This window comes from Mycobacterium sp. MOTT36Y, assembly GCF_000262165.1.
In the GTDB taxonomy this organism is placed as follows: domain Bacteria; phylum Actinomycetota; class Actinomycetes; order Mycobacteriales; family Mycobacteriaceae; genus Mycobacterium; species Mycobacterium intracellulare.
In genome coordinates, this window is sequence record NC_017904.1 from 1,390,622 (window position 1) to 1,407,938 (window position 17,317).

The 17,317-nt window shown below is 67.9% G+C and carries 14 protein-coding genes; 6 read left to right on the forward strand and 8 right to left on the reverse strand.

Annotated features, from left to right (window positions below; all coding sequences use genetic code 11):
- Positions 1-12: 12 nt before the first annotated feature.
- From W7S_RS06715 to W7S_RS06730, 4 genes are all read right to left on the reverse strand, one after another.
- Positions 13-726: a hypothetical protein gene (locus W7S_RS06715; protein ID WP_008254846.1), complete on the reverse strand. Its 714-nt coding sequence runs from the start codon at positions 724-726 to the stop codon at positions 13-15.
- Between the two features lie 22 nt (positions 727-748).
- Positions 749-1,057: a hypothetical protein gene (locus W7S_RS06720; protein ID WP_008254847.1), complete on the reverse strand. Its 309-nt coding sequence runs from the start codon at positions 1,055-1,057 to the stop codon at positions 749-751.
- Between the two features lie 61 nt (positions 1,058-1,118).
- On the reverse strand, positions 1,119-1,610 hold the full coding sequence (locus W7S_RS06725) for a methylated-DNA--[protein]-cysteine S-methyltransferase (protein WP_008254850.1): 492 nt from the start codon (positions 1,608-1,610) through the stop codon (positions 1,119-1,121).
- Between the two features lie 49 nt (positions 1,611-1,659).
- Positions 1,660-3,147: a DNA-3-methyladenine glycosylase 2 family protein gene (locus W7S_RS06730; protein ID WP_008254852.1), complete on the reverse strand. Its 1,488-nt coding sequence runs from the start codon at positions 3,145-3,147 to the stop codon at positions 1,660-1,662.
- 202 nt (positions 3,148-3,349) lie between these two features.
- On the opposite strand from W7S_RS06730, the gene W7S_RS06735 reads away from it, so the two are divergent.
- On the forward strand, positions 3,350-4,423 hold the full coding sequence (locus tag W7S_RS06735; protein ID WP_008254855.1) for a GGDEF domain-containing protein: 1,074 nt from the start codon (positions 3,350-3,352) through the stop codon (positions 4,421-4,423).
- Between the two features lie 13 nt (positions 4,424-4,436).
- Here W7S_RS06735 and W7S_RS06740 read toward each other — a convergent pair whose 3' ends face one another.
- Positions 4,437-6,062, reverse strand: a complete 1,626-nt coding sequence (locus W7S_RS06740) for an adenylate/guanylate cyclase domain-containing protein (RefSeq protein WP_036428635.1) — start codon at positions 6,060-6,062, stop codon at positions 4,437-4,439.
- 45 nt (positions 6,063-6,107) lie between these two features.
- Here W7S_RS06740 and nucS point away from each other — a divergent pair, with 45 nt between their 5' ends.
- Positions 6,108-6,776, forward strand: a complete 669-nt coding sequence (gene nucS / locus W7S_RS06745) for an endonuclease NucS (protein ID WP_008254859.1) — start codon at positions 6,108-6,110, stop codon at positions 6,774-6,776.
- A gap of 22 nt (positions 6,777-6,798) precedes the next feature.
- Positions 6,799-7,101: a hypothetical protein gene (locus W7S_RS25945; RefSeq protein ID WP_080552542.1), complete on the forward strand. Its 303-nt coding sequence runs from the start codon at positions 6,799-6,801 to the stop codon at positions 7,099-7,101.
- Positions 7,102-7,111: 10 nt separating this feature from the next.
- On the opposite strand, the gene mce is transcribed toward W7S_RS25945, so the two are convergent.
- Positions 7,112-7,579 carry a methylmalonyl-CoA epimerase gene (gene mce / locus W7S_RS06750; protein ID WP_014379600.1) on the reverse strand — a complete coding sequence of 156 codons (468 nt, stop codon included), beginning with the start codon at positions 7,577-7,579 and terminating at the stop codon, positions 7,112-7,114.
- Between the two features lie 89 nt (positions 7,580-7,668).
- Between mce and W7S_RS06755 the strand changes: the two genes are divergently transcribed.
- Together W7S_RS06755 and W7S_RS06760 are read left to right on the forward strand one after the other, a co-directional pair.
- A complete protein-coding gene (locus W7S_RS06755) occupies positions 7,669-8,862 on the forward strand; it encodes an acetyl-CoA C-acetyltransferase (protein ID WP_014711089.1) in 1,194 nt (397 codons plus the stop codon).
- 181 nt (positions 8,863-9,043) lie between these two features.
- Positions 9,044-9,958 carry a tetratricopeptide repeat protein gene (locus W7S_RS06760; RefSeq protein ID WP_014711090.1) on the forward strand — a complete coding sequence of 305 codons (915 nt, stop codon included), beginning with the start codon at positions 9,044-9,046 and terminating at the stop codon, positions 9,956-9,958.
- A 91-nt stretch (positions 9,959-10,049) separates the two neighbouring features.
- On the opposite strand, the gene glgB is transcribed toward W7S_RS06760, so the two are convergent.
- A complete protein-coding gene (glgB, locus tag W7S_RS06765) occupies positions 10,050-12,245 on the reverse strand; it encodes a 1,4-alpha-glucan branching protein GlgB (protein ID WP_014711091.1) in 2,196 nt (731 codons plus the stop codon).
- Positions 12,246-12,280: 35 nt separating this feature from the next.
- Positions 12,281-14,374: an alpha-1,4-glucan--maltose-1-phosphate maltosyltransferase gene (locus tag W7S_RS06770; RefSeq protein ID WP_201767264.1), complete on the reverse strand. Its 2,094-nt coding sequence runs from the start codon at positions 14,372-14,374 to the stop codon at positions 12,281-12,283.
- A 295-nt stretch (positions 14,375-14,669) separates the two neighbouring features.
- On the opposite strand from W7S_RS06770, the gene glgP reads away from it, so the two are divergent.
- Positions 14,670-17,312, forward strand: coding sequence for an alpha-glucan family phosphorylase (glgP, locus tag W7S_RS06775; RefSeq protein WP_014711093.1), 2,643 nt, complete (start codon positions 14,670-14,672; stop codon positions 17,310-17,312).
- The last annotated feature ends 5 nt before the right edge of the window (positions 17,313-17,317 follow it).

Here is a 17,317-nt window from a genome sequence, read left to right on the forward strand (position 1 = left end):
GCGCGGGATGGCCTACTTGCCGGACGTGAACCAGGCCACCTTGGCCTGCCACGATCGCGCGGATCCGTAGGCGAAGCCGATGGCGCTCAGGCAGGCGCACAACCAGACGGGCAAGGCGATGTCCGTGCCCGCCCAGGCGGTGCCGATTTGAATCACGCTCGCCGCCACCCCGAATCCCGCCGAGATCAGGTAGAGGTCGACGGTCGTCGTTGAGCGGGGATCCGTCCGCAGGATCAGCAGCACTCGCCCGGCGTAGGAGAGCAGGTAGATCATCAGGGCGCCCAGGACCAGCCAGTAAGCCAGCAGCCAGAAGTCGGCGGGGGCCGCGAAGAAGTCGAGGTGATGGCCCTCGTCGGCGATGACGAACAGAACCACCAGCAGCGGAACCGCGATGCGTAGCGGGCGCGTGACGTGCTTGCGCAACAGCTCGCTCTCGTGGGCTTCGTCGACCAGGCGGATGAGCCCATGGCGGATGATCGCCGTCACCGCGAAGATCCAGCAGATGTGTCCGAGCAGGTGTTGCACGTTCCACAGCCCGAAGACGCGGTGTAGCGGGGGTCCGAGCGCGGCCGCGGCCCAGTGCGACATCAGCAGCACCGCGCAGCCATGCAGTGCGATGTTGCGGGTGGCGCCGGCCTCCCATCGGGAGCGCCAGGTGTAACGCCGGATCCACAGGCTGCACAGAAGGGCGGCCAAGGTGACGACGATGAGTGCGGTTTTGATCATCCAAACGGTCCGGCAGTGCCGCTCAGACGGGCGGACTGTTGGGATCGGGGCGAAGGTCGCGCAGCCTGGGCGGGCCGGTCTGGGACTCCAGGTACTCGGTGACCGAGTCGGGGTCGATCAGACCGTAGCGGACCTGCAGGTCGACCGGGTTCAACCCCAAATACTTGGCCGCCCTGATCAGGTTGTCGGCGGTGATCAGCCTGCCCTCGCGAGCCGCCTTGTAGTACGCGGACTTGCGGTAGCCGAACGCTTCGTAGACCTCGGTGGCCGCCAGGGGTCTACCGACCAGATACGGCAGCACCACCGCCGGATCCTTCGCACTGTCGTCCACAAATATGGACGATAGCGTCGTACGACGGACCTCGCAAAAGAAACGCGACCACCGCCGGCGGTCAGTCGAACAGCGTTGCGCAACTGTGGGTCTTTTCCAGATCCAGCAGGGCGCGCTTGCGCTGCAGGCCGCCGCCGTAGCCGGTGAGGCTGCCGTTCGAGCCGATCACCCGGTGGCAGGGCACCACGATCGCGATCGGATTGTGCCCGTTGGCCAATCCCACGGCGCGCGCGGACCCCGGAGCGCCGATCTGCTCGGCGATCCATCCGTATGACCTCGTCTCCCCATAGGGAATCGTCAGCAACGCCTTCCACACGCGCCGCTGGAACTCGGAGCCGTGCAGGTCGAACTCGAAATCGAAGTCGGTGCGCTCGCCGGCGAAATAGGCGGCCAGCTGCTCGACGGCGGCGCCGAACGCCCGCGGGTTCGGCGACCAGCCGGCGCGGCTCGGCTCATAGGTCTGGTCGACCATCCGTAGGTTCGTCAATACGGAGCCGCGACCGGCCAGGGTGAGCAATCCGATGGGGCTGTCGATGGTGCGGTACTCGATCATGTGCGCCACTCCTCCTCATCGCTTCGCTCTGCATCGTCGCCGGCGCGGATCATGCGACCTCCTGTGGCGGCCAATGGTTTACGGGATGCTCGAGAGTGGTCCAAAGATATTGGGTGGCATAGGAACGCCAGGGGCGCCAACGGGCGCCGCGTTCCACGAGGGAGCGTTCGTCGGACGGCAATCCCAGCTGTTTGGCGGCCAGGCGCAGCCCGAGGTCGCTGGCGGGGAAGGCGTCGGGGTCGCCAAGGCCGCGCATCGCGATCACTTCCGCGGTCCAGGGGCCCACCCCGGGCAGCGCGAGCAACTGTCTGCGGGCACTGTCCCAGTCGCATCCGGTGTCCAGCACGATGCTGCCGTCGGCGAGGCCGGCAACCAATGCGCTCAGCGTGCGGCGGCGGGCCTTGGGCACCGCCAGATGGACGGGATCGATCTCGGCGAGCTCCTCGACCGAGGGGAAGGTGTGGGTCAACGTTCCCTCGGCGTCGTTGACCGGCCGTCCGTACGCGGCGACCAGCCGGCCGGCATGGGTGCTCGCGGCCCTGGTCGACACCTGCTGCCCGAGCACTGCGCGCACCGCGAGTTCGGCTTCGTCGACGGTGCGCGGAATGCGCTGCCCGGGCGCCTTGGCCACGACGGGTCGCAGACCGGCGTCCGCGCCCAGCGCTTCGTCGACCGCCTCCGGGTCCGCGTCGAGGTCCAGCAGCCGCCGGCAGCGGGCGATCGCCGTGGTCAGATCGCGGAAATCGTCGAGCACGAGGACGCAACGGACATGGTCGACGGCGGGCGTCAGGGTCACGATGGCGTTGCCGAACGGAAGGCGCAAGCTGCGTCGGTACCCGCCATCGCGGACCTCCTCGCAACCGGGAACGGCGCCGGCCGCGAGATGGCCGAAGACGCCCTCGTAGGCGAAGGGTGTGCGCACCGGGAGCCGAAGGCACACGGTGCCAGGCGAATTGGCCTCGGACGCGGTACGGGCGGCCGCGCGCCGGCGCAGGGCGCTCGGTGTGCCTTCGAACACCGATCGCACGGTGTCGTTGAACTGACGGATGCTGGAAAAGCCCGCGGCGAATGCGACGTCGCCGAACGGCAGGTCCGTCGTCTCGATCAACACGCGGGCGGTCTGGGCGCGCTGCGCCCGGGCCAGTGCCAGCGGGCCGGCGCCGACCTCGGCCTGCAGGAGCCGTTCGAGCTGGCGAGTGGTGTAACCGAGGTGGGCGGCCAGACCACCCACACCGTCGCGGTCCACGGTGCCGTCGGCGATCAGCCGCATCGTGCGCGCCACCACGTCACCGCGCACGTTCCATTCGGGGGAACCCGGAGAGGCATCGGGACGGCACCGTTTGCAGGCCCGAAAGCCGGCCCGCTGGGCGGCCGCCGCGGTGGGGTAGAACCGCACGTTGCGGGCGAACGGCGGCCGCACGGGGCAGCTGGGCCGGCAGTAGATCCGGGTGGTCAGCACCGCGGTGACGAACCAGCCGTCGAACCGGGCGTCCTTGGACTGGACGGCGCGGTAGCAGCGGTCGAAATCGTCGTGCACGCTTCCAGACTTACACCCGGGCACCGACAAAACTAGCGGGAAAGCGACATCGTGGTGGGCGGTGTCGGTTGGCCTCACGTCGGAGCGGCTTTCTTGTCGATTCGAGGTACTTCCCGCACGCGATGGTATTTACTGTGACCCAACTCGCCGGCTCTGACGGCGTGACCCGACGGGGTGAGTGAGTTCGGGGAAAGGCGAACCGATGAAGCGGCTGGCGACGTGGTGGGGGCAGGACGACCACTTCGATTGGCTGACAGGTTATTTGCAAGCGCACGGGCTGAGCACCAACACCCGCAGGGTGTTGGCTGTCGTGGCGTCCTCGTTGGTGCTGGTGCCCGTCAATGTGTACTGGGGTCCCGAGCCGTTGTATCCCCATGTGGCGCTGACGGTTTCGGTCGTGTCCGCCGTGATCGGACTGGGCATGGCGGTGCTGTGGTTGAGCGGATGGCCCACCCGGCGCCAGTCGATCTTCTACATCATGACCGGCTGCGTATCCATTGGCGGCGGCTGTCTGTGGCAGCCCCAGCCGCTCGTCGGGCTGATGTCCTGCTCGGCGCTCTCGGTGACCGGCGGCTACATCGCGTTCTTCCACACCACCAGGCTCATGGCGCTGAACCTCGGCGTGGCCAGCGCGATCGGGGCCTGGCAGGCGGTGCGTCTGGCCGCCGAGGGGCAAGCAGTGTTGGCCTTCACCGGCTACTTCCTGGTTCTGGAACTCAACGTGGTCGTTCCGCTCGCCATCCAGGTCGTGGTGCGCGCCCTGTGGGTTGATCTCTCGCGTGCCAACCGCGATCCGCTGACCGGCCTGCTGAACCGGCGAGCCTGCGACAGGGAGATAGTCGGCCGGATGCTCGCGGGCGCGCATCACATGTTCTTGGCGGTGGCCATGGTCGATCTGGACCGCTTCAAAGAGCTCAACGACACCCGCGGGCACGCCGCCGGCGATGAGGCGCTCATCGAGGTGGCCGGCACCCTGACGACCGCCTGCGGAGAGACCGCGATCGTCGGCCGCGTCGGCGGGGAGGAGTTCCTGGTCGCCGACATTGTCACCGCGGACCAGCTGCCGGAGTGGGGCCGACAGCTCTGTGACGCGATAGCCGCGATGAACGCATCGGTGACCGCCAGCGTCGGAATCGCCACCCTCGCGTTGCGCAGCGTCGTCTCGGACTATGCCGAGCACGCGTTCCACCAATTGGTCGCCCAGGCCGACACCGCGATGTATGAAGCCAAACGGTGCGGCGGCAACCAGAGTCGCCACCGCCAGGTGGCGGTCTGAGCCCGCCGAAGCCCTACTGAGCGGATGAAGGGGCGTCGACGAGCGACGCCAACCGGGTGGGGCGCTCGTGCCCGCGCAGGGTGACCGTTTCGCCCAATGACCAACGGGCCCGCTCGTTTTCGCTTGCGCCCTCGATGGCGTCGGCCGTCGCGAGCAGACGGTTGGTGTGTGACTTGGCGAGCTCGCACAGCCGCGCCGCCTCGTTGACCGGCTCCCCGATGACGGTGTATTCGAATCGTTCTTTGGCGCCGACATTTCCGGCGACGACCTGGCCCGCGGCCACGCCGATCCCGGCCTCGAGGTCGGACATCTCGTCCGCCAGGCGCTCGGCGATACACCGCGCGGCGGCCAGCGCCGCATCTTCGGGACTGTCCAGGCGGTTGGGCGCGCCGAAGATGGCCAGCGTCGCGTCGCCTTCGAATTTGTTGACCAGCCCGCAGTAGCGGTCGACCTCCTCGACGACGATCGCGAAGAAACGGTTCAGCACCGCAACGACTTCGGCCGGCGGCTGGCTCGTCACCAGCTGCGTCGACCCGACGATGTCGATGAAGACGACCGCGACGTGGCGTTCTTCGCCGCCCAGCTTCGGCCGTTCGCGTTCCGCGGCCAGCGCCACCTCACGCCCGACGTGGCGGCCGAAGAGGTCGCGGACGCGTTCCCGCTCCCGCAGGCCGTCGACCATCGTGTTGAAGCCGCGTTGCAGCTCACCGAGTTCGGTACCGTCGAACACCACGAGGTCCCCCCGCAGATCGCCGCGCTCGACGCGCGCCAGGGCCGCACGGACCACCCGCACCGGTGTCGCGGTGAGCCAGGCCAGGATCCACATCAGGACGCACCCGAAGATCAACGGGGCCATCGACACGATGAACACGGCCACCGCGAACTGCGTCTGGGTCAGATTGCGCAGCACGAGCTCGAACAGAGCGAGCATCATGATCCCGATGACGGGCACGGCCGAACCGAGGAACCAGACGACCATCGTGCGGCCCATGATGCCCGCCGCGAACCGTCGTGGCGGTGGCCCGGCCTCGAGCGCCTGGGCGGCGACGGGCCGCAGCGCGAACTCCGCGAGCAGGTAACTAGCGGTGGCGACCACCACCCCGCCAAAGCTCACGACGAGCAGGAATCGCGGAATGAAGAGCGTGTTGACCATGCCGTACAGCGTCGTCAGCAGTATCGTCCCGACGCCCCACAAGACGAGGTCGACGAGGGCGATGCGCCACGGCGCGACAAAGGTGTTGCGCTCGTCCTCTGGAGTCGGCTCGCGCTCTTCAATCGCCCAGCGCAGGGCGATCACGGTCCGGCGGGTGATCCAGTACGTGCCCCACGCCGAGGCCGCCACGATGTAGGCCGGGGAGGCACCGAACGTGATCCACGCCGGCGCGTCGTCGAACACGCTCGGCACCGGGATGGCGACCGTCACCAAAAACAGCGCGACGGCGATGCCGATCAGGTTCGCGCCCAGCACCAGCACCGTCATGATGATCTGGATGCGCACCCGGCGGCGGCCCTGGCTTTCCGACACCCGACCGAGCAGCAGGGAGCCGTACGCCGGCGTCTCTGGCAGACGGCCGCTCTGACGGGTGACGCGCTCGAGCACCCGGCCTATTCGTTGTGCCAAGGACGTGTTGGCCGACATGGTGGCGTCAGCCTAATTTGTCGGCCACGCTCTAAGGTGAGTCGGGTGCGTCTAGTGATCGCTCAATGCACCGTGGACTACGTCGGCCGGCTCACCGCGCACCTGCCCTCCGCGCGCAGGCTGTTGCTGTTCAAGGCCGACGGATCGGTCAGTGTGCACGCCGACGACCGCGCCTACAAACCGCTGAATTGGATGAGCCCGCCGTGCTGGCTGAGCGAGCAGGCCGGTGACCCCCCGGTGTGGGTTGTCGAAAACAAGGCGGGCGAACAACTGCGCATCACCGTCGAGGAGATCGAACACGACTCCAGCCACGATCTCGGCGTGGACCCGGGGCTGGTCAAGGACGGCGTCGAAGCGCACCTGCAGGCGCTGCTCGCCGAGCACGTCCAGCTGCTCGGCGAGGGGTACACGCTGGTGCGTCGCGAGTACATGACCGCCATCGGCCCCGTCGATCTGCTGTGCCGCGACGAACGCGGCGGCTCGGTGGCGGTGGAGATCAAGCGGCGCGGCGAGATCGACGGCGTCGAGCAGCTCACCCGCTACCTCGAGCTGCTCAACCGGGACAGCCTGCTGGCGCCGGTGCAAGGGGTCTTCGCGGCGCAGCAGATCAAGCCGCAGGCGCGCACCCTGGCCGTCGATCGCGGGATCCGTTGTGTGACATTGGATTACGACAAGATGCGGGGCATGGACAACGACGAGTACCGGCTGTTCTGAAGCCCGTCACTAGACTGATCGCATGCCTCGGCGCCGCCCACCGCCACGCAGGCAGCGGCCGTCGGCGCCGCTGTTGCGCCGGGTGGAGGTCGGGCCCGACGGACACGAGTACGAGGTCCGTCCCGTTGCAGCGGCCCGAGCGGTCAAGACCTATCGCTGCCCGGGCTGTGATCACGAAATCCGCTCCGGCTCAGCTCATTTGGTGGTGTGGCCGATCGATTCGGTGTCCGGGACAGGCGCGGGTCACGTCGAGGACCGCCGGCATTGGCACACGCCGTGCTGGGCGCACCGCGCCACCCGCGGTCCCACCAGGAAGTGGTCTTGACTACCGGCTTTCAGGCGGCCGGTTCGACGAGCTCGATCAGCACTCCGCCGCCGTCCTTGGGGTGGATGAAGTTGATCCGGGAGTTTGCCGTGCCGCGCCGGGGCGCGTCGTAGATCAACCGCACGCCTTGCTCGCGGAGCCGCTCGACCATGGCGTCGAGGTCGCTGACCCGAACGGCCATCTGCTGAATGCCCGGCCCGCGCTTGTCGAGGAACTTCGCGATCGTCGAGGACTCGTCGATCGGGGCCATCAACTGGATCTGCGCGGTGCCCGCCGGGGCGCCCCGCACCGCCAGCATGGCTTCGCGGATTCCCTGCTCCTCGTTGACTTCCTCGTGCACCAGGATCATGCCGAGGTGGTCGTGGTACCAGTCGATGGCGGCGTCCAGGTCGGCGACTGCGATGCCGACGTGATCGATCGCCGTCACCAGTGAGGTGGCCAGGATCTGACGGGCGTCAACTTGATCGGTCGTCATCACATAACGGTAACCTGGCGGCAAAGATTGCGCTTCTCCGGGAGTCCGAATCGGCCGTCGGGGGAGCGCCCAGCAGGCCTTAGGAGAGAGTCATGACGACGTCGGTGATCGTTGCTGGAGCGCGCACACCCATCGGCAAGCTGATGGGTTCGCTGAAGGATTTCTCGGGCAGCGATCTGGGCGCCATCGCGATCGCCGGCGCGCTGGAGAAGGCCTTCCCAAATGTTCAAGAGCCGGGTTCGCTGGTCGACTACGTGATCATGGGCCAGGTGTTGACGGCCGGGGCGGGCCAGATGCCCGCACGCCAGGCGGCCGTGGCCGCCGGCATCGGCTGGGACGTGCCGGCGCTGACCATCAACAAGATGTGCCTGTCCGGAATCGACTCCATCGCGCTGGCCGACCAGCTCATTCGCGCCGGGGAGTTCGACGTGGTGGTCGCCGGCGGCCAGGAGTCCATGTCCAAGGCGCCGCACCTGCTGATGGACAGCCGCTCGGGCTACAAGTACGGCGACGTCACGGTCCTCGACCACATGGCCTACGACGGCCTGCACGACGTGTTCACCGACCAGCCCATGGGCGCGCTCACCGAACAGCGCAACGACGTCGACAAGTTCACCCGCCAGGAGCAGGACGAGTTCGCTGCGCGGTCGCATCAGAAGGCGGCCGCGGCGTGGAAGGACGGCGTCTTCACCGACGAGGTGGTGCCGGTCAACATCCCGCAACGCAAGGGTGATCCGCTGCAGTTCGCCGAGGACGAAGGCATCCGCGCCAACACCACGGCCGAGTCGCTGGCCGGCCTCAAGCCGGCGTTTCGCCGCGATGGCACCATCACCGCCGGTTCGGCCTCCCAGATCTCCGATGGCGCCGCCGCGGTGGTGGTGATGAGCAAGGCCAAAGCGCAGGAGCTGGGGCTGAGCTGGCTGGCCGAGATCGGCGCGCACGGGGTGGTGGCCGGTCCGGATTCCACCCTGCAGTCGCAGCCGGCCAACGCGATCAAGAAGGCCATCGGCCGCGAGGGCATCTCCGTCGACCAGCTCGATGTCGTGGAGATCAACGAGGCGTTTGCCGCGGTCGCGCTGGCCTCGACCCGCGAACTCGGCGTGAATCCCGACATCGTCAACGTCAACGGCGGCGCGATCGCGGTCGGGCATCCCATCGGCATGTCGGGAGCGCGCATCACGCTGCATGCGGCGCTGGAATTGGCGCGGCGGGGGTCCGGATACGCCGTCGCGGCGCTCTGCGGGGCCGGAGGGCAGGGCGACGCCCTGGTTCTGCGGGCGGGTTAGCCAGGGATCGACGCTCCCCGCGACGTTGCTGGCGCCGTGCGGCGGCAAGAATTTTGTGATCTTCGTCATACGGGCCGATCACGCCCCTTTTTGAGGGGATTTTCGGCCCCGTCCCGGCCGTGCCCGAGCGGCGCCGCCACCGGGTGGATCGGTAGCCCGCGCGCATGACAAACTTGACGGCGTGACGCGTCCGCGACCTTCCATCGGCCCCGCACTGACCGGTGCTGTCGATCTGTCCGGTCTCAAGCAGCGCGCCCAGTCGCCCGGCGCCGCTCCGGGAGGGCCCACGCCCCCGACCCCCGAGGGGGGCGGCATCACCGCGGTCACCGAGGCCAACTTCGAGGCCGAGGTTCTGCTGCGGTCCGAGGAAGTGCCGGTCGTCGTGCTGCTGTGGTCGCCGCGCAGCGACGCGTGCGTCCAGCTCCTCGACACGCTGTCGGGCCTGTCCGGCCAGGACAACGGCAAGTGGTCGCTGACCTCCGTCAATGTCGATGTCGCGCCCAGGGTCGCCCAGATCTTCGGCGTCGACGCCGTCCCCACCGTGGTGGCCTTGGCGGCCGGACAGCCGATCTCGAGTTTCCAAGGCGTGCAGCCGGCCGAGCAACTGCGCGGCTGGCTGGACCAGATCCTCTCCGCGACCGCCGGGAAGCTTAGGGGCGCAACGGGTTCCGCGGAACCCGACGTCGTCGACCCCGAGTTGGCCGCGGCGCGCCAGCAGCTGGAGGACGGTGACTTCGAGGCCGCCAAGGCGTCCTATCAGTCGATCCTGGATGCCAACCCGGCCAGCGCGGAGGCCAAGGGCGCGATCCGCCAGATCGAGTTCCTGACGCGCGCGACCGCCCAGCGCCCGGACGCCGTCGCGGTCGCCGACGCGGCGCCGACCGACATCGAAGCCGCCCTCGCGGCCGCCGACGTGCAGATCCTCAACCAAGAGGTCGCCGCCGCGTTCGAGCGACTGATCGCCTTGGTGCGCAGCACATCCGGCGATGATCGCGCGTTGGTGCGCACCCGCCTGGTGGAGCTGTTCGAACTGTTCGACCCGGCCGATCCCGAGGTCGTCGTCGGGCGACGCAACCTCGCCAACGCGCTGTACTGACGCGAAATCGGCTCACGAACGTCGAGTTGTTGGCGCCAACAGCGCCGAAATCGCGCAACTAGTCCACGTTCGGCGATGGGGTTAAGGGGCCCTACTCCGGTTCCAGCCACAGCGCCGACGTGGGCGGCAACACCAGCACCGCCGAGGCCGGACGCCCGTGCCACGGATCCTCGGTGGCATCGACACCGCCCATGTTCCCGACCCCCGAACCGTTGTAGACGGTGGCGTCGGTGTTGAGCACCTCGCGCCACCGCCCCGCCGACGGCAGGCCCAGCCGGTAGCCGCCGTGCTCGGCACCGGCGAAATTGAACACGCACGCCATCACCGAGCCGTCCTTGCCGTAACGCAGGAAGCTCAAGACGTTGTTGCCCGAGTCGTTGGCGTCGATCCAGGAGTAGCCGTCGGGCACGGTGTCTTGGCTCCACAGCGCCGGGCGGCTGCGGTAGATGTCGTTGATGTCGCGCACCATGCGCAGGACGCCGTTGGAGAATCCCTGCTCGTCGAGCTGCCACCAATCCAGACCGCGCTCTTCGGACCACTCGGCGCGCTGGCCGAATTCCTGGCCCATGAACAGCAATTGCTTGCCCGGGTGCGCCCACTGGTAGGCGAGCAGGCTGCGCAGCCCGGCGGCCTTGACGTGATTGTTGCCCGGCATGCGTCCCCACAGCGTTCCCTTGCCGTGGACCACCTCGTCATGGCTGATCGGCAGCACGTAATTCTCGCTGAACGCATAAAGCATCGAGAACGTCATCTCGTGGTGGTGATAGCTCCGATAGATCGGATCGCGGCTGATGTAGTCGAGCGTGTCATGCATCCAGCCCATGTTCCACTTCATTGAAAAGCCCAGGCCGCCAAGGTTTGTCGGCCGGGTGACCCCGGGCCAGGAGGTCGACTCCTCGGCGATGGTGACGATGCCCGGGGCGCTCTTGTGCGCCGTGGCGTTCATCTCCTGCAGGAACTGGACCGCCTCCAAGTTCTCCCGCCCGCCGTAGATGTTCGGCGTCCAGCCACCTTCGGGGCGCGAGTAATCCAGGTACAGCATCGACGCGACCGCGTCGACCCGCAATCCGTCGATGTGGAATTCCTCGAGCCAATACAGCGCGTTGGCCACCAGGAAGTTGCGCACTTCCCGCCGGCCGAAGTCGAATACGTAAGTGCCCCAGTCGAGTTGCTCGCCACGCTTCGGGTCGGAATGTTCGTAAAGCGGGGTGCCGTCGAAGCGTCCCAGCGCCCACGCGTCCTTCGGGAAGTGTGCCGGCACCCAGTCCACCAGCACGCCGATACCGGCCTGGTGCAGGGCGTCGACCAGGGCCCGGAATTCGTCCGGGGTGCCGAACCGGGACGTCGGGGCGTAGTACGACGTCACCTGGTATCCCCAGGATCCGGCGAAGGGATGTTCGGCGACCGGGAGCAGCTCGACGTGGGTGAATCCGTGCTCCACAACGTAATCCGTCAGCTCGCGGGCCAACTGGCGGTAGTTGAGCCCGGGTCGCCATGAACCCAGGTGAACCTCGTAGGTGCTCATCGGCTCGAACACCGGGTTGCGCCCGGCGCGCTGCGTCATCCAGTCCGCGTCTTCCCAGGTGTACTTGCTGCGCGTCACCCGGGAGGCCGTGTGCGGCGGCACCTCGGTGGCGAAGGCCATGGGGTCGGCGCGTTCGGTGACCACTCCGTCGGCGCCATGAACGCGAAACTTGTACAGCCCCTCGAGCTGGAAGCCGGGCCAGAACAGCTCCCACACGCCCGAGGAGCCCAACACCCGCATCGGGGCGTCGTTGCCGGTCCAGCCGTTGAACTCGCCGATCAGGCTGACGCCCTTGGCGTTGGGCGCCCACACCGCGAACGACACCCCGTTGACCACGCCGTCGGCCGTGGTGAACGAGCGAGGATGCGCGCCAAGGACTTCCCAGAGGCGCTCGTGGCGCCCTTCGGCGAAAAGATGAAGGTCGACCTCGCCGAGGGTGGGCAGGAAACGATAGGCGTCGGCGACGACGTAGGGGTCGGCGCCCTCGTAGGTGATCTGAAGCCGATAGTCGATCAGGTTGGTGAACGGCAGCGCCACGGCGAACAGCCCGGACTCGACGTGCTGCATCGGGAATCGGTCGTCGCCGACGATCGCGACGACCTCGACCGCGTGCGGCCGGTACGCCCGAATGACGGTGTGGTCGCCGTATTCGTGGGCACCCAGCACGCCGTGCGGGTTGTGGTGCGTGCCGGCGACCAGGCGCGACAGGTCGGCGGGGTCGGGCGCCAGGTGCGTCCGAGCGAGTTGGTCGGCTTGGCTCATGTCCCTTTCGCCTCCGGTCCGTTTCATGTCTGGTGTCAATGCCTGCGCAGCAGCGTCATTCGAGCGTCATGCGGTACGCGCGGCATGTTGATGATGTGCGCGACCGCCTGCCCGGGATCGATGCGAACGTAATTGGCTTGTCCCCATTGGAATTCCTGGCCGGTGATCTCGTCGCGCACCCAAAAGCGCTCGTAGGGCTCCATACCCAGTGCGGCCATATCCAAAAACAGGGTCGCTTCCTCGGGGCCGAAGGCGTTGAGCGTCACCACCACCAACACGCAGTCGCCGGTGGCCGGGTCGAACTTGCTGTAGGCGAGCAGCGCGTCGTTGTCCACGCTGTGGAAATGGATGGTGCGCAGCTGCTCGAGGGCGGGGTGGAGTCGGCGAATCGCGTTGAGCTGCGTGATGAATGGTTCAAGCGAGCGTCCCTCGGCGAGCGCACCCGCGAAATCGCGAGGCCGCAACTCGTATTTCTCGGAGTCCAGGTACTCCTCGCTGCCTTCCCGCACCGCGCGATGCTCGAACAGCTCGTATCCCGAATACACGCCCCAGGCCGGTCCCATCGTCGCGGCCAGCGCCGCACGGATGGCGAACATCCCGGGCCCGTTGTGCTGCAAGATGGCGTGCAGGATGTCGGGGGTGTTGACGAACAGGTTGGGCCGGCGGAAGTCGGCCAAAGCGGCGATCTCGTTACCGAATTCGGTCAGCTCCCACTTCGCCGTGCGCCAGGTGAAGTAGCTGTACGACTGCGTGAAGCCCAGTTTGGCCAGCCCGTACTGGCGGGCCGGCGGCGTGAAGGCCTCGGAGAGAAACAGCACGTCGGGGTCGATGGCCTTGACCGCGGCGATCAACCACGCCCAGAAGTCCGGCGGCTTGGTGTGCGGGTTGTCGACGCGAAAAACCTTGACGCCGTGGTCCATCCAGTGCCGGACCACGCGCAGCACCTCGTCGTAGAGGCCGGCCGGGTCGTTGTCGAAGTTGATCGGATAGATGTCCTGGTACTTCTTGGGCGGGTTCTCCGCGTAGGCGATGGTGCCGTCGGGCAATTCGGTGAACCAGTTGCGGTGGTTACGCGCCCAGGGATGGTCCGGCGCGCATTGCAGCGCCAGGTCCAGCGCCACCTCCATGCCCAATTCGCGTGTCGCGGCGACGAACGCGTCGAAGTCCTCGATGGTGCCCAAATCCGGGTGGACGGCGTCGTGGCCGCCCTCGTCGCTGCCGATCGCCCAGGGAGAACCCACATCTGTCGGAGCGGCGGTGGGGGAGTTGTTGCGCCCCTTGCGATGTACCTTGCCGATCGGATGGATCGGCGGCAGGTAGACGACGTCGAACCCCATCGCCGCGATGCGCCCGAGCGCGGCGGTTGCGGTGGCGAATGTGCCGTGCACGGGGTTGCCGTCGGCGTCCCATCCGCCGGTCGAGCGGGGAAACATCTCATACCAGGAGCCGAACCTGGCCAACGGCCGGTCCACCCAGACGCTGTACTGCTCGCCGCGCGTGACGAAGTCGCGCAGCGGGTGGTCCGCCAGGATTTCCTCGATCTCCGGCCCCAGCGCCAGCGCCGTTCGGGTGACCGGGTCGCCGGGGGTGCGCAGCGCCGCGGCGGCGGCCAGCAGCGGTTCGCGCCGGGCGCGCGGCACCTCGCTCGCGGCGCGTTCGAACAACCCGGCGCCTACCAGAAGATCATTGGACAGTTCCTTCTCGCCCTGACCGGCGTCCAGTTTGGCGACCAGCCCGTGCCGCCAGGTGTGGATCGGATCGCCCCACCCCTCGACGCGGAAGGTCCACAGCCCCACCTGGTCGGGGGTGAACTGGCCGTGGAACACATAGGGTTCCAGACCCATCGTCATCGGCAGCGCCAGCGGCTTGACCTTTTGCTGGTCGACCTTGCCGTCGCGATCGGTCACCGGCTTTGCCGGAGCCTGAACCGCTTTGACCCGCCGGGTCTCGGTGACTTGCGGATAGCCCGGCCCGAGGTAGCGCACGACCAGGGTTGCGGCCACCGCTTCGTGGCCTTCCCGCCACACCGCGGCGCTGACCGGCACGACCTCGCCGACCACGGCTTTCGCGGGAAACGCGCCACAGGAAACGACCGGCTGGACGTTATCGATCTCGACACGACCGGGCACCACCACTCCGTTCCGATTTTCCCGCTTCCTCCGCGCCCCGCGCCGCGGGCCGCATCGTCACCGGGAGCGATCCAGATTGTGTGCGGCCAGTCCGGGGTGTGCTCCGCGCGGAACGCCGCTCGTCGGGAAACTTCCTGTCGTGGGGAACTTTCTATGCGGGGAAGCATCGTTGCGACCCCGATAACTAACCGATACCCACCCTAGTCTTCGGTCACACCCCGCCACGGAAAGCGAACGAAAAGCGGTCTTTCGCGCCGCCGTGCGCGGGCCGGAATCCTCAGTAAGGTAGGGACGCGTGAAAGCCCTCCGCCGGTTTACCGTCCGTGCTCACCTTCCCGAGCGTTTGACCGCGCTGGACCAGCTCTCGACCAACTTGCGATGGTCATGGGACACGCCGACCCAGGACCTTTTCGCGAGCATCGACCCGGACCTGTGGCAGCGATGCGGCTGCGATCCGGTGGCGTTGCTGGGGGCGGTCAAGCCGGCGCGACTCGACGAATTGGCGATCGACGAGACCTTCCTTCGCCGGCTCGACGAGCTGACCGCCGAATTGAACGATTACCTCAACCGCCCGCTGTGGTACCAGCAACAGCAGGACCACGGCGCCGAGATGCCGGCCGCCATCGCCTACTTCTCGATGGAGTTCGGCATCGCCGAGGTGCTGCCCAACTACTCCGGCGGCTTGGGCATCCTCGCCGGTGACCACCTGAAGTCCGCATCCGATCTGGGCGTGCCGTTGGTCGCGGTGGGGCTCTACTACCGGTCCGGCTACTTCCGGCAGTCGCTGACCGCCGACGGGTGGCAGCACGAGAACTACCCGTCGCTGGACCCGCAGGGGCTGCCGTTGCGGTTGCTGACCGATGCCACCGGCGACCCCGCCCTGGTTGAGCTGATGCTGCCGGACTCCGCGCAGCTGCACGCCCGGATCTGGGTCGCGCAGGTGGGCAGGGTCCCGCTGCTCCTGCTCGATTCCGACGTCCCCGAGAACGAGCACGATCTGCGGGGTGTCACCGACCGCCTGTACGGCGGCGATCAGGAACACCGGATGAGGCAGGAGATCCTGGCCGGCATCGGCGGCGTGCGGGCGATCCGCGCCTACACCGCCATCCACGGCCTGCCCGCGCCGGAGGTGTTCCACATGAACGAGGGGCACGCCGGGTTCCTGGGCGCGGAGCGCATTCGCGAGCTGATGACGGGCGCGGCGTTGGACTTCGACACCGCGCTGGCGGTCGTGCGCTCGAGCACCGTGTTCACCACCCACACCCCGGTGCCCGCGGGCATCGACCGTTTCCCCATCGACATGGTGCGGCTGTACTTCGACGACCATCTTGCCGACGAATCGGCATCCGGCGGCGACGGCACGGCGGCCGACGCGACGAGCGCGCCCGTGTTGCTGCCGGGGGTGCCGACGGCGCGCATCCTGGCGCTCGGCGCCGAGGACGACCCGACGAAATTCAACATGGCGCACATGGGTCTGCGCCTGGCCCAGCGGGCCAACGGGGTCTCGTCGCTGCACGGCCGGGTGAGCCGGGCGATGTTCAACGAGCTGTGGCCCGGATTCGACCCCGGGGAGGTGCCGATCGGGTCGATCACCAATGGGGTGCACGCGCGCACCTGGGCGGCGCCGCAGTGGCTGCAGCTGGGCTACGAGCTGGCCGGGTCGGATTCGTTCAGCGATCCGGGCGTGTGGTTGCGCCTGCAGCAGGTCGATGCGGGTCACCTGTGGTGGATTCGTTCGCAATTGAGGTCCCTGCTGGTCGACGACGTGCGGCGCCGGCTGCGGCGCTCGTGGTTGGAACGCGGCGCCTCGGACGCCGAATTGGGTTGGATAGCAACAGCTTTCGATCCGGAAGTGCTGACCATCGGGTTCGCCCGGCGGGTGCCGACGTACAAGCGGTTGACGCTGATGCTGCACGATCCGGATCGGCTGGAGCAGCTGCTGCTGGACAGCGAACGGCCGATCCAGCTGATCGTCGCCGGTAAGTCGCACCCGGCGGACGACGGCGGCAAGGCCTTGATCCAGCAGGTGGTGCGATTTGCCGACCGGCCGCAGGTGCGCCACCGCATCGCGTTCTTGCCCGACTACGACATGTCCATGGCCAGGCTGCTCTATTGGGGCTGCGACGTCTGGTTGAACAACCCGCTGCGCCCGTTGGAGGCCTGCGGCACCTCGGGAATGAAGAGCGCACTCAACGGCGGGCTGAACCTGTCCATCCGCGATGGCTGGTGGGATGAATGGTACGACGGCGAAAACGGTTGGGAGATACCGTCTGCCGACGGCGTGGCCGACGCGGAGCGCCGCGACGACCTGGAATCCAGCGCGCTGTATCGGCTGCTGGAAGAAGCCGTGGCACCGAAGTTCTACGAGCGTGACCAGCACGGGGTACCGCCGCGCTGGATCGAAATGGTGCGCCACACCCTGCAGACGCTCGGCCCGAAGGTCCTGGCTTCCCGCATGGTGCGCGACTACGTCGAGCAGTACTACACGCCCGCGGCGCAATCGCTGCGCAAGACGCTCGCGCCCGCCGACGGCGGCGGCGAGTTCGGCGCCGCCCGCGAGCTGGCCGCCTATCGCCGGCGCGCCTACGAGGCCTGGCCGAAGATCGTGATCACCGACGTCGACAGCACCGGCCTGCCGGACAGCCCGGTGCTCGGCTCGAAGCTGACCCTGACCGCCACCGTGCAGCTGGCCGGGCTGGCGCCCGAGGAGGTCACGGTCCAGGCGGTGGTCGGCCGCGTCGACGCCGGCGATGCGCTGCTGGAGCCGATCACCGTCGAGATGTCGTACACCGGCACCGCCGAGGGCGGCAACCAGGTGTTCTCGACGACCACCCCGCTGCCGCTGGCGGGATCGGTGGGATACACCGTGCGCGTGCTGCCCCGCCATCCGATGCTGGCCGCCAGCAACGAGCTCGGTCTGGTCACCCTGGCCCGCTAGCCGGA

Excerpts from the sequence above, each read along its gene's own strand:
- glgB (WP_014711091.1), bottom strand. The coding sequence starts at position 12,245 with ATGAGCCAAGCCGACCAACTCGCTCGGACGCACCTGGCGCCCGACCCC.
- W7S_RS06740 (WP_036428635.1), bottom strand. The coding sequence starts at position 6,062 with ATGTCGGCCAACACGTCCTTGGCACAACGAATAGGCCGGGTGCTCGAG.
- W7S_RS25945 (WP_080552542.1), top strand. The coding sequence starts at position 6,799 with ATGCCTCGGCGCCGCCCACCGCCACGCAGGCAGCGGCCGTCGGCGCCG.
- W7S_RS06715 (WP_008254846.1), bottom strand. The coding sequence starts at position 726 with ATGATCAAAACCGCACTCATCGTCGTCACCTTGGCCGCCCTTCTGTGC.
- W7S_RS06735 (WP_008254855.1), top strand. The coding sequence starts at position 3,350 with ATGAAGCGGCTGGCGACGTGGTGGGGGCAGGACGACCACTTCGATTGG.
- W7S_RS06725 (WP_008254850.1), bottom strand. The coding sequence starts at position 1,610 with ATGATCGAGTACCGCACCATCGACAGCCCCATCGGATTGCTCACCCTG.
- W7S_RS06755 (WP_014711089.1), top strand. The coding sequence starts at position 7,669 with ATGACGACGTCGGTGATCGTTGCTGGAGCGCGCACACCCATCGGCAAG.